Annotated in this window: 11 protein-coding genes; 3 read left to right on the top strand and 8 right to left on the bottom strand. The window is 67.3% G+C overall.

The annotated features are described in order from the left end of the window. Positions 1–168 precede the first annotated feature (168 nt). Positions 169–357, top strand: coding sequence for a hypothetical protein (locus tag ACZ39I_RS40325; RefSeq protein WP_467250537.1), 189 nt, complete (start codon positions 169–171; stop codon positions 355–357). A 266-nt stretch (positions 358–623) separates the two neighbouring features. Further along, positions 624–1433: a terpene synthase family protein gene (locus tag ACZ39I_RS40320; RefSeq protein WP_467250535.1), complete on the top strand. Its 810-nt coding sequence runs from the start codon at positions 624–626 to the stop codon at positions 1431–1433. 105 nt (positions 1434–1538) lie between these two features. Here the strand turns inward: ACZ39I_RS40320 and ACZ39I_RS40315 are convergent, their stop codons facing one another. Next, complete coding sequence (locus tag ACZ39I_RS40315) at positions 1539–1703, bottom strand: hypothetical protein (RefSeq protein ID WP_467250533.1); 165 nt, start codon at positions 1701–1703, stop codon at positions 1539–1541. Between the two features lie 713 nt (positions 1704–2416). Here ACZ39I_RS40315 and ACZ39I_RS40310 point away from each other — a divergent pair. Beyond that, positions 2417–3373 carry a hypothetical protein gene (locus ACZ39I_RS40310; RefSeq protein ID WP_467250531.1) on the top strand — a complete coding sequence of 319 codons (957 nt, stop codon included), beginning with the start codon at positions 2417–2419 and terminating at the stop codon, positions 3371–3373. 1229 nt (positions 3374–4602) lie between these two features. Here the strand turns inward: ACZ39I_RS40310 and ACZ39I_RS40305 are convergent. The 7 genes from ACZ39I_RS40305 to ACZ39I_RS40275 all read right to left on the bottom strand — a co-directional run bounded on the left by ACZ39I_RS40305 (position 4603) and on the right by ACZ39I_RS40275 (position 12083). Beyond that, a complete protein-coding gene (locus tag ACZ39I_RS40305; RefSeq protein ID WP_467250529.1) occupies positions 4603–5211 on the bottom strand; it encodes a WYL domain-containing protein in 609 nt (202 codons plus the stop codon). A gap of 207 nt (positions 5212–5418) precedes the next feature. Beyond that, on the bottom strand, positions 5419–6480 hold the full coding sequence (locus ACZ39I_RS40300; protein WP_467250527.1) for a DUF6292 family protein: 1062 nt from the start codon (positions 6478–6480) through the stop codon (positions 5419–5421). Positions 6481–6541: 61 nt separating this feature from the next. Beyond that, entirely contained in the window at positions 6542–6829 is a 288-nt protein-coding gene (locus ACZ39I_RS40295; RefSeq protein WP_467250525.1) for a hypothetical protein, read from the bottom strand. Between the two features lie 391 nt (positions 6830–7220). Beyond that, on the bottom strand, positions 7221–8069 hold the full coding sequence (locus tag ACZ39I_RS40290; protein WP_467250523.1) for a hypothetical protein: 849 nt from the start codon (positions 8067–8069) through the stop codon (positions 7221–7223). A gap of 186 nt (positions 8070–8255) precedes the next feature. Further along, positions 8256–9083: a hypothetical protein gene (locus ACZ39I_RS40285; protein ID WP_467250521.1), complete on the bottom strand. Its 828-nt coding sequence runs from the start codon at positions 9081–9083 to the stop codon at positions 8256–8258. 79 nt (positions 9084–9162) lie between these two features. Continuing rightward, positions 9163–11127, bottom strand: coding sequence for a hypothetical protein (locus ACZ39I_RS40280; protein ID WP_467250519.1), 1965 nt, complete (start codon positions 11125–11127; stop codon positions 9163–9165). 596 nt (positions 11128–11723) lie between these two features. Next, positions 11724–12083, bottom strand: coding sequence for a DUF3846 domain-containing protein (locus ACZ39I_RS40275; RefSeq protein ID WP_467250517.1), 360 nt, complete (start codon positions 12081–12083; stop codon positions 11724–11726). Positions 12084–12150 lie beyond the last annotated feature (67 nt).

Below are 12150 nucleotides of genomic sequence, written 5' to 3'. Positions count from 1 at the left end.
CCCCGGACGGGGCGGGCACCCCGGGCACCGGGCTGTGGCCCGGAGCGTAACGGCCCACCCGCCCGCCCCGCCCGGTACTTGGGACGGTTGCCCACCCCCGGCAGGAGAGTCATGGCAACGCCGGGCCCGGCACCCACAATCACCGCGATCCCGCAGGGGAGCACTGCCATGAACAACTTCCGCCGCCGCAAGCCCACCACCCCCACACCCGCCCGGCAGAAGACGCCCGCCAACCCGCCGGCGCCGGCCGACAAGCCGCTGCGACGCGAGGCCGCCCGCCAGGCCGCACTGTCCCTCGCCGCGGCCACCGGCCCCTTCCTGATCGCCCTCCTGGAATGGTGGACCCACACCCACTGACCCACACACCGGCGCTGCCCGCCGCCACACCCTGAGGCAGGCAGCGCCGGCTGGCCCTACTCCGGTCAGCGACAGCGACCGGGATCCTCCAGCGATGAGGTACCGGCTGACCAGGTTCGACGGGATCGGCCCTCACGTTCTGGCATTTGTTTCCCGCCCGTTCCAACCCGCTGGGCCCTGCCACGGACGAGCACATCGCAGGCTGGCTCGATGACCACCGCCTCGTCGACGACATCCGCTAGAGCACCAGGCTGAAGGCCACCCGGGTGGGCAGCGGTGCTGGATGCCTCTTCCCCGGCGCCGACCAGGACTTGCTGGACCTCGCCGCGGACCTGTGCATCTGGCTCAGCGTCTTCGACGACCTCCACGTCGAAGCGCCACAGGCCACCGCCACCACACTGGCCCCCCACACCGCCGCCTTCACGCACGTCCTGGATACCCGCACCGCGCCCTGCGCCTCTTCCCCGCTGACCTACGCGCTGGCCGACCTCTCCCGGCGCATGCACGACCTGATGACCCCAGCTCAGGAGGCCCGCACCACCGCCCGACTCCACCAGGCTTTCGCGGCCACGTACTGGGAGACCACCACCCATAAACGCATCATCGGCCTCGCCGAATACGAGGCCATGCGCCCCCACACCTTCTTCGGCCATGTCCTGGCCACCCTCATCGAACTCTGCACGCACCTCGACCTGCCCGACCAACTCCACCACGGCGAGCAAGTCCGTCAGCTGCTCCACGCCACGGCACGACTGTGGGGGTGGATCAACGACATTCACTCCTTCCCCACGGAACAGCACCGGCACGGTGCTCAGCCCCAGAGCCTGCCGCTCATCCTGGCCCGAGAGCAAGGACCCGGAGTAGTGGTGCCCGACGACGAATGCCTTCGCCGCGGTCTCGGGCAACGGCTCGACCACGTATCGCCGGGCATCGAACCCGCCCTCGCTGATGCGGCGGAAGGAGTGCCGTCGGCCTCGCCACCGCTGACACCATTCGGAGGCGATGGGGAACTCGGTCAAGTCGTCGAACGGCAGGGTGCCTTGGGCAGGACAGCGTTCGGGAGCCCATCATCCTGATACCGTCATCGACCAAGCGGCAACACGCGAGAACCGTCCGCAGAACCGGTGCGGACCGGCGTGCCTCGCGTTCCGCGCGCCGACCGCGAGCAGGGCGTCCCGGAGTCAGAGCACGGGGTCGCTGCCGGCTTGTGGCGCCGACGCGCCGAGCCTGATGAGCTGCGCGGCAGTGTACTCGTGGCCCTGTTCCTGCCTGCGGATCTTCTGGGCCGCTCGCGAGTTGAAGACCGTGCCGTTCGGCAGCAGCTTCACGGTCCGGGCGGTTGCCATGCCGCAGTAGGCCGCGTTATTTCCGGGGCATTCGTCCAGCAGGACGAAGCGCGAGCACTCCAGGGATTCGACGTACGGCCGGTTCTGCGCACCGCTGGAGGCACTTCCCGCTGGCCCCGGCGTGCTCTACCTGTGAATCAATGGACTGACCGACAGGGTGTGCAGCCGCTAGCCGGAGAGACATGAACCCTCCCTGGAGACGCGTGTGCGGAGGTGTCGTCCGCCTTGCAGACGACCAGTTGCGGAGGGACGACACCCGTGGCCGTCGGAACGAACGGCTCAAGATGCAGGCACAAGGTCGAAGAAGCACCATGGGGAGAGGCAGGAGTCCTCGTGCTTGGGGTCACAAGTGAGGACGCCCAGCACGCAATTCTTCAAAAGGTCACTTCCTCAAGCAACGGGACTCAGCACCTGCGGGATGTCTTAGCATCCTAGGATTTCCGGTTAGCCTTGCGGCCGTCAAGGCGCCTACCAATACAGCAACCTCTATTGGTTTGGAATCTTGCGTGCCAGATGCGCCATCTCCCCGGAGGGACATACCGATGTTGGGAAGTGTCCGGTGGTTTTCCTGCATAGCGTTGAGTGCAGTCTGTGCTCTGATAGGCGGATCGACCCTGGCCACGGGTTCGACCGCACAGGCAGCCCCCCAAGCCCAGCGCAGTGGAGACTTCCCGGGGGCTGTAAATTCGTATCTCAATCTGTCGGCGTCTAAAGTGGTTGACTGGGAGAATCGCGACTACAGCCTCACCTGCGATGACACTGTGAAAAAACCGGCCAAGGTGGCGATCCGCAATGGCAAGGGGATAGCGAAAACCGCCGGTATTGGCGGGTATGATCGCTGGGAGGTCGAGGTGCAGCGGACCGCTCCAGGGAAACTACCGCACCTCGGCAACGTCACTGCGGTGCTGTTCTACTGCAGTCCCCAACCGAGTAACTTTTTTACGCAAGAGTTGCGCGTCTATCGCTCCAATAACGGAAGTGAGATAGCGCGCACTCCCCACCTGAGTGGAGGGGACTGGCTACCTCCTGAATATCAGCCAGAGTCCGTAGCGATCAGAAAAGACCGTATCGTCGCTGATCTTAAATTCTACGGGCCCGGGGATCCTCATGGATCCCCGTCCAGAGTTCGCCATCTCAGCTGGACTTGGGATGGCAAGAAGTTCGTGACGCATAAAGATGGTGCCGAGTCGGAGGCCCGCGGCCGGATTGATTTGACCCGCGAACGTATCACCGTCAACGGCATGGGTCCCTTGAAGTTGGATATGAGCCGCGACGAAGCGGCGAAAGCGATCGGCATGCCGATCCCGGGGAAGGAGGGCAGAAGAGTCTGCACAGACTTCAGTGTGCAAGGTGGACCGGAGGGGCTCCTCCTCAGATTCACATCTGACCGCCTCGTTGCGATTTACGTTCAACGGCCGGCGACGACAATCTCGACGCTCTCGGGCATACACATCGCTAGTGCTCGAGACGATGTATTGGATACGTACGCTGGAGATATCACGGTCACCACGCCCGACTACGGTGGTGAAGAGTTGGTCTTCGCGCCGTCTGCACCGAAGTTCGCCGGAAAGGTGATCAGGTTTGGGATGAGTGACGGTGTCGTAGAAACGTTCATTTCTGGAAAACGTGACTGGGCGGTCTTTGCCCCCTCCTGCGGAGCATCCGAATAGAAGTTGGCTGTTGCTGGGCTCGCCTCTAGTGAACATATGGCTCGGTGCGACGTAAGGTGACCCAGGTCCAACGCTGCTCGCGAGTGCTTGATCTTCGATGCCGCCACTCAACGCGAATGATTTTCACAGGGTGGGAGGCCTAGAGGAGGTCTCATGAATCGTTCCTGGAAAGCAGCGGTCACGGTCGGACTGATGGTCGCCGCCACCATACTCATTGCACCTCTGCCAGGGCACACGTCACCCGCTTCAGTTAGCGCTGAGCGAGCACTCACGTACGACTCCACGCGCCGCGAGAAGAGAGACTTCTCACCTGATGAACGGATATTGTATGCCATCCTCGTGAGAGTCTCCGATACCCCAGCAGAGGTTGAGGTTTCATGGAAGGTCAACAATAACTCTCGCACAATCTACTCCCATAGACAGAAACATAACTTTCAGTCGGGATATCACGCCATCTACTCGCCCAGTGCTGTGCCATCAGACTCCGCAGGGCTCTACGTTAACTCCGTGACCATTAAATTCGGAACCCAGACCATTAATCGTCAGAGTTCCTTTACGGTGGCCGCAGGACGCGTCTGCATGTTTTATGCACCTACATCCGTAATCTCAGAGGAAGTTGGGCATGTAGGGTGGGCTTTTCGCCAAACTACTGGCGATCGGTGGGAATTTGGCGGAACGGAATACATCCGGGCTCAGGATAATTGGATTAAGACTGGAACTTGGCGGGACGTCCTCACCTCCTTCAAGTCTCCTCCGGTTAAGGCAAGCCGCTACACGACCTACCGCTGCCTAGATTGGCCGAAAGCTTGGATGGACCCTGTGGCTGCCGACAAGACCGCCAGGGCAGCCTCGTCTCGCCCGTACACGTTGACGATCGACAACTGTTTGACGCGTTCTGTTGAGGTGTTCAACGCCTATGGCTTGTCCCTGCCTCCGGGTGAACTGGAGTACCCCCGGCATTACTTCGAGTCCTTGTCAAGAACAACAGAAGGGGTTAACGCCCCAACGAAATGGAGTCCACTCCAACGCCTGAGGTGAATGCCGTCCAGATGCAGGCTACTCCGCAGGTGCGAGCGCTGCGGCCTCGAGCAGTCGACTGTTCTCCACCATCAAGCGCTGGTTGACGTTGCGGAGGGCCGTCAGGTCGGCCTCTGTACGTTGGCTGGCAGCCAGGGCGGCGTCCCGCTGTTTCCGGAGCTCCGCCATCTCGGCATCCCGTCAGGTCGGGTTCAAAGCCGTGGGCGGTGGGGTCGGCCAGGTACATCAGCAGGATCGCTGTCGAGTCGGCGCCCAGGCCGTAGGACAGAAACGGTGGCCCGCTTGGGGCGGAAGGTGTCGGTCACGGGGGTGGCCGCGAGCTGGGCGGGCGGCGCGTACGCGGGCATGCGGTGGCTCCAGAGTCTTGGTGCGCGGACGGTGGAGACCGTGGCGGCGGCCGCGGTGCCGGGCTCGGCACCGGGCGGTGTGCCGCGTGCGGTCAGTCGCGCTCCAGCTTCCAGGGCCACGAGCTCCTTCTCGGTGCGGGCGGTGAAGCGCACCGGGAGCGGGAGGGTGGGGGTGTCGAGGACGTACGCCTCGTCGTGGGTGATGTAGATCTGGATGCGGTCGGCCCGGAAGCCCCGGAAGCTGCCACTCAGGCGGTCCATGGACTGCACGAGGACGGCGCCGTCCTCGCCGCCGGTGATGATGTCGTGGATCTCGATGGTGCGGATGGAGGGGGCTTCGTCCGCGTCGGCGTACGCGATGGTGACGGCGCGCTGTTCGTCCATGGCGCGGCCGAGGTCGGTGAGGGTGTCGGTGAGCGGCTGGCGGGCGGTGTTCTTCATCGTGTCCAGCACGAAAGTCTCCCTGGTGATGTGCCTGTCTTCGGTGGTGGGCTCTGCCATGAAACCCACAAGACAAATATACCGCATGATCATCACCAAGGGGAGGGGAACACGTCTGTTCTGCGGGCGAGTTGGCACGTCAAGTGGGATCGGCAGACACCGAAATGGTGTCCGGGCCGCTGGCCAGGGTTGTCGCGTCGCGCGTCTTCTTGCCGGGGGTCAGCCCTGCAGAGGGCCTCCGGCCGGGAGGACGGTCTTGGGATGCCGGGAGCCGTGCCGGCGGTCGGTGAGCGCGGCCAGCAGTTCGGCGGGTTCGGGCTGCTGGTGCTCGCTGAGGTAGCGGATGCCGTCTCCCTCCGGCGGGGTGCCGGCCTCCTTGCCGATCGGGTGACGCTTGCTGACGGCGGTGCGCCAGCCGTAGCGCTCGTCCCACACGAGGGCCGGCGCGCCCGATCCGCTCAGCGCCACAGCTGCGGCAAGGACATCGCCCTCCAGGCGCTGCACCCGGACGTCCTGTGCCTCGGCCAGGCCTGCGCCGACCAGGACGTCGGCGACGCGCTGCAGGTACGGCTGCACGTGCCGGGCGCGCAGTTCGGTGGCGGCGCTGGCCAGGGCGGTGCGCTGGACCGCGGTCGGGTAGCCGAGACGGGTGGCGGCCTCCTCGGGGGTCAGGTCCGGCTCCCGCTGCAGCAGGTCGGCGATCCGCTCCCCGCGCAGCCGGGGCAGGGCACGCGCGGCCGCGGCGTAGGACAGGCCGATGCGCTCCTGGACCGTTGCGAGGGTCACCGCCGGGTCTTCGTCGAGCAGGTCGCCGACCCGGGTGGAGATCTCGTCCCGCGGCACCATGTCTCCGCTGCCCTTCGGACGGCCCTTGGGCCCGCCGCCGGTGTCCTTGCTGGTGTGGAAGGCCCGCACGATGCCGCGTGGGCAGTGCTCCACTCCCTTGACCAGGGTCAGGTGGGGGGCGATCTGGGGGTGTGTCTTGTAGTTCTTGTCCCAGGTCTTGGGGCTGACACCGAGCTCGGCGGCGGCTTCGTTGCGGTCGAGGAGGTCCTGGTCGTCGTCCTCGTGCGGCAGTTCGGGGACGGGGCGGCCGGCCAGGTGGGCGGCGGTCTGCTCGCTGTCCCATAGTTTCACCCGCGCCCCGTCGGAGCTGATCTGGGATGGGAAGTTCTCGTCGGCGTAGGGCTGTTTGTTGCGGAAGGTGCCAATCGTCAGCCCCATGGCCGCGGCGAGCTCTTCGCTGTTCTGGACGTACTTCCGGCGTCCGGCGCGGATCATCGCTGTCTCCTGGTCGGTTGGGCAGGGCGCCGGCGTCGGCGTTGCGGACAGGGCAGGGTGGTTATGCCGTGGGGGCGGGTGCGCCGGCAGCACACCACTGGTCTTGGAGGGTGCGGGCGCCCACCGGCTCCCCGGGATGCACGGCCTTGGGCAGCAGCGGATGCGCGGGGCTGCCGGCCGCGACAGCCTCAGTCTCGAGGTTCGCCTTCGCGCGGACGGCCAGGACGAAGCCCGCGACCACGCCGATGGCGGGGGCGGTGATGTGCATCAGGGACTCGAGGGGCACGGAGCCGACGTCTTGGCGCGCGCGGCGTAAGCCGGCGGCACGCGGTTGTGCGCGGTACAGCATGGAGGAACTCCTTGACGACGCTGATGACTTCGGGCTGGGTGTGCTTGCCACAACACGCCCAAACGAAAGAAAGTTACCGGACTTACGTCATCGGAGGCAAGGAGGCGTTCCTCGCGCCTGTCGCACCGCTACACTCGAAGGACGGCGCAACCCGTGCGGGTCACTTGCAGTCCTGGACGGTGTGTGTCTTCGGTTGGCCGGTGCCCTTGCCACCCGCTTCGGCGGATTGGGCGCCGGCCGCTTTCTTTGTCCGCGGCCGGCCGACGGTCCCTGCAGCGTGGGTGCCCCGCCGACGGGGGACAACGGGGCAGGATCAGTGTCTCAGCCTGCACCCCTTCCAGTACGGTTTTCGCCGCACCGACCTTCCCAATGGCCGAGTCCATGCCCTCGTTCAGCCGTCCTGCGGCCGGCCGAGGAGGGTGGCGAGCTGGGCGCGCTGCTGTTCTTCTTCGGCCATGACCTCGGCGAGGATCTCCCGGTCGATGTAACTGTCGACGGCCTCCATCACCAGGCGCTTGAGTTCGGCCGGTTCCAGTGCCTCGACCTCCCACTGCACGGGACGCTCGAGGTCGAAGCCGTAGCGGCGGGCGAACCCGGGCCAGCGAGGATCGTCCCTCTTCCCCTCGGCCGGCGGCAGCTGGTACTCGCGGACCTGCCCGTCCGTCAGCAGCACCCGCTCCACCCGCTCCCAGCAGTCGGTGCGCTGCACCCAGTCGCGTTCGATGTCGGAGCCGCTGGCGTCGAAATCGCCGAGGTAGAGCAGCGCCGCCGGCCGGGGATCGCTGCGCGCCCGGTCGCGGACGACATCGGCGTAGGACTGGCTGCCGAAGCCTCTCACCACCAGGACCGGGATGCTGTACTCGGCGAGCCAGCCGGTCAGCAGCTGGCGCAGTGTGTCCTTTTCGGCCGCCACGTACAGCGCCCACTCCTGCCCGCGGGTGCGGTCCAGGCGGAACCACTCGGGCATGTCGGCCAGGAACGCGTCGGCGTCCTGCCAGGCCGGCGGGACGTGGACTTCGCGGATCGTGTCGATGAGGTCGGGGAAGAGTCCGTCGCGGCGGGCCTGGGCGAGTCGGGAGGACAGCCTTCGGTAGGTGGGGGCGGTGTTGGGCACAAGCCCTGCGGCGACCAGCCGGTACATGACCTGTCGGACGGTGACGCCGCCGTCGTAGCCGTCGACGATGTCGCGGGCCCGGTCGATGATGTCCTGCCACTTGATGCGCACGCTCATCGAGTACATGTACCAATCCCCGCCGCCCTGTGGTCAACTCCGTTTCCCCAGGGGCTCGTTCCTGGCTCCCGCCGACGCGGCTCTCGGGATCCCACCGCTCTGCCGCCCCAATCCGGCCGCGCCTGGGGCCCACTGCCAGGGAGTCGGCCGCCGAGCCCTGGCCCCGCCGAGGGCGGAGCCAGGCGCATCGGTCTGTCAGCTGGCGAGCGGTACATGTACCGCTTCGGCGGGCCCCTCGCCCGTGAGTTGGCGGCCGCGCTCGGTGGAGTGGGCCCGCATGCCGATCAGGACCGTGCCCGCCATGCCGGTCGTGGCGACCGTTTCGAATCCGTCGACGCTGCGGAAGCGCACGCTCCACACGAGCCCGGTCAGGGCCGGCCGGACGGTGAGTTCGTAGCGGTGCCCTTCCTTGCTGACCACGTCCCACCATCCCCGCTGGACAGCAACGATGCGCTCCCCCGCCTCCACCTCGGGCGTGGCCGGCTCCGGCCCGTAGGTCGCCTCCACCCACGCGAGGTAAGCCCGGGTCGGGGCGATGGTTGCCCGCATGGTGTCCCCGCGCGTCCCGTGAGCCGTCCAGGTGCCGGTGACGGTCCAGCCTCGCTTTTCCACCAGGGCAGCCAAGGTGCCCCGCTCGACGGACAGCGGAGTGCGGTAGCTCCCCCCGATGGTCTGCGGTCGCCACAAGTGGTCATCGTGCGTGGAGTTGCACGTCCCGCACACCCAGGCCAGCACTGCCCTGCCGGTGATCGGCGAGACGTAGAGTTCCGCGGTCACGGGACGATGCTTTTCCTCCGCGCGACGGGCGATGGCCCGGCGCTCTTCCGCGGTCAGCCGCACGGTGGCCTGCCGCCGCTCACCCCGCATCCAGTAGACCGCGCGCCGCTGTTCCTGCTCGATACGGCGGCGGTCCGCTTCCAGGGCAGCGCTGCGGCGGCGGTCGGCCCGCACGATCGCGCGCACGTCGTCCAGGCCGACCCACCCTCCCAGGTCGACGTCGGCGCCATCGAGGGTGTAGCGCACGGTGTAGGGCAGTACCGCTTCCGGCGCGTGATAGACGCGGTACTGCCGCCCCGCGCAGGTCAGTTCAGCGGTCCGGCTGTTAGTGCCCGGTACGGGCGTCCACTCGGGCGCGGCCGGACGGACGGTGTAGGGGGTCGTCGGCGCCCCGCTCCTCCACAGAGTGGACGTGGACAGTCTCCGCCCCAGGAAGGGCGTCCCCCTCGCCGTCCCAGGTGTCGCCAGCCCCTGGGGCGCTCACGACGTCAGGACGTACTGGGGTGGCGTCGACCGCCGGAGCGGTACATGTACCCATTTCCGGTGAGGGGTCGGTGCCGACGGGCCCGGCGCCCCGTCCAGCGTCCGGCGCGCTGGGCCGGTCGACGCCGACGCAGGCCCCTCCCTCGCCCTCCCACACGTCCACGCTGCACGGGTCGCTGATCACGTCCGCCGGACGCTGCCCGTACGCCATGGCGACCGCCTTGCGCGCGGCCTCCCCAGCTCGGTGGATCTCGCCGACGCTCGCGCCCGCCTCCTCCGCCTCCTTGCGCGCTGCCCGCGCGGCCCGGACAACGGCACCGGCCGGAGCCTTGACCGGCGCCGGGCCCGCCTCGGGCAGACGGCGCCCGTGGGCCGTGTAGCACTCGGCGCACACGTACCCGGGCCCCGTGTGCAGCGTCGTCGCGTACAGCGCCACACCGACCGTGAAGCAGCGCGGGCAGTACTGACGGCCCGTAGCCATGGCCTTTTCCTCCGCGGGGCACAGTCGCGGGCCACGGCCGATCAGGGCCGTGATGATCACGTGGCCGCAGTAGGCGCACTCGATGCCGTACAGCGTGTTCCGGTTGCAGCGGGGGCAGTGCTCACCGGCCGGAACCTCCGTCGGAGCGTCGGCAGCTTCAGAAGTTTCCGCCGGGGCAGGTTCGTCAGCGTCGACATGCTCCGCCGGAACGTTGGCAGGCTCGACACCCGGTACGTATCCGCCCTCCGACTCCCATTCCTCAACCGGGTCACCGGCCGTGGCGACCACATCGAACAGACCGTCGGACGCGCACTCCGGGGCGATCACCTCAACGTCAGCGTTGCCGTGCTGCGTGGCCACGAACGCAAACGCGCTCTTGCGGCGCGAGCCATGCACGAACGGCAGGCACACTGCCTCATCGCGCCGTGCCCGACGGCCGTTCACCGTCGCCACGACGACAGCGGAGGTTTCGCCCCGGTCGCCGTTCCACTTCCCCGACTGCACGCGGTTCGCCCACACCTGTCCCGTAAACCGCACCCCGTCCACGGTCCACGCGAGCATGGATCCCGGGGCGTAGTCCTTAGGCTCGAACGCTTTACGGGGTGCGGGCTTGCCCGACCACATCTGAGCCTTCGCGGGCTTGAACACGGGACGCCCGTCGGCACGCTTGGCGATCTCCCCGGACAGTTCCCGCGCGCGCTTGTGGAATCCGTCGCGGGCTTCCTGATGTGCCTCATCCGGCACGGTGTGCAGCGTGAATCGGGCGCGCCCGTCCGCCGACTCGATGTTCAGTCGCGCGCCCCCGCCCGTGATGTAAGCGCGACCGTGCGCGCCCGCACTGACCAGGGAACGGACATTGTCAGGGGTGCCTTCCGGGCACGTGTCCGGAGTCTGCGCTTGGCCCGACTCGCCGTTGAGGAAGTCGGCGCGGGTGTCTGCCGCGAGCCGCGACAGGTGATCATCGGAGGCAACACGTCCGTTCGCGTCGACGACCTTCCAGCGCTTGACGGGCTTGGGTGCGCCGTATGCGATGCGGCCGACCGCCGACACGTCCGGCGTGATGCTGTACTCGGCCACGCTGTACGGGGCGCAGAAGGGCGCCTCAGCGTCCGCCGGAGTCTCCGGGGTGTCGACTTCCGCGACGGGAGCCGGAACGGGCGCAGATTCCGCTACGGGGGCCGATTCGGCCGGAGCGTTCACGGTGGCCGGAGCCTTGACCGCTGGAGCCTCGGGGGCGCCTGCCACCACCACGTTGGCACGCTCCGGAACTTCCATCGGGACCGTGCCGTACTCCCGGCGGTGCTCGCTACGCAGCGCGTAGGACACGGTGTGTGTGCCCCGACCGTCCCGTACGATCACCCAACCCTCACGGGCCACCTTCGCAGGCTGTACGCCCGCACCACATGAGCATGCGTACCCGTAGATGCCGCGCCAGTCCTCCCCGATTGCCTGGCGGCACGTGCCGGGACGGCGCCCGTACTGCGTCGCCTTGAACGGGCCGTTGTGCCGTACCGGCTCCAGGATCACAAGCGCGTCCGGTCGTACGGTCGCGATGTTCTTCCGCGCGTACGTCGCCACGGGGCCCCGGGTCTTGTAGCCCTCCCGCCCCGGGATGATCCACCGGCCGTCAAGCGTCACCAGGCTGTACCGCTCCGTCGCGGGGCAGTACACGGAGTACGCGACCGCGCGCGGCGCAACGCTCAGGCCCTGCCGCTTGGGGTGCAGGTCGGCATCCGAGGCAAGGATGGTGCGCGCGTCCGTAAGACCGTGCCCGTCCATGGCGTTCCGGGCGGGAGTGGTGATCATGACGGTGTTCGACATGTGGTGAGCTCCTGAGTCTGTGTGAGTCTTCGGCGCGGCGGCGGGGGTGCCACTCCCCCGCCGCCGGGGGTGGGGAGCGGCAAACGCCGCTCCCCGGGGGCCTAGATCAGGTCAGCGATGCTGGTGAGGAGCGCCACTGCCTTGTCCTTGGTGAGCGGAACGGTGTCGCCGTTCGTGTCAGCGCCACCGGTGAGCAGCACAGGCCCGTGGTACTGCTGGTGGGTGAATCCGAATCGGATCGCAAGGAGCGTCGCGAGCTTGTTGACCGGGTGGTTGTAGAGACCCTCGTCGTCGAGCCACATGTCGAGTTGGTCGGTGAGGGCGACGACGTCAACCCGGTCGCAGCGCAGAACCGCTCGCATGACGATCAGCCGGTTGTCACCCTCGGGAAGGTCGATCGGAACGATGTCCGCCTCGGGGGTGATGAGCAGGGGGGCCTTGACCCTTGATCCTGGACACACGAGACACTGGATCCTGAGGATCTGAGAACGGACATCTCGTGGTCATGAAGAACTATCCGCCGCAGTT

The sequence above is a fragment of the Streptomyces sp. NPDC024687 genome (genome assembly GCF_055559055.1).
The sequence above is the reverse complement of the archived record's forward strand: the minus strand, read 5'-3'. Positions and strand labels throughout refer to the sequence as shown.

Excerpts from the sequence above, each read along its gene's own strand:
- ACZ39I_RS40325 (WP_467250537.1), top strand. The coding sequence starts at position 169 with ATGAACAACTTCCGCCGCCGCAAGCCCACCACCCCCACACCCGCCCGG.
- ACZ39I_RS40295 (WP_467250525.1), bottom strand. The coding sequence starts at position 6,829 with ATGCTGTACCGCGCACAACCGCGTGCCGCCGGCTTACGCCGCGCGCGC.
- ACZ39I_RS40300 (WP_467250527.1), bottom strand. The coding sequence starts at position 6,480 with ATGATCCGCGCCGGACGCCGGAAGTACGTCCAGAACAGCGAAGAGCTC.
- ACZ39I_RS40290 (WP_467250523.1), bottom strand. The coding sequence starts at position 8,069 with ATGTACTCGATGAGCGTGCGCATCAAGTGGCAGGACATCATCGACCGG.
- ACZ39I_RS40315 (WP_467250533.1), bottom strand. The coding sequence starts at position 1,703 with ATGGCAACCGCCCGGACCGTGAAGCTGCTGCCGAACGGCACGGTCTTC.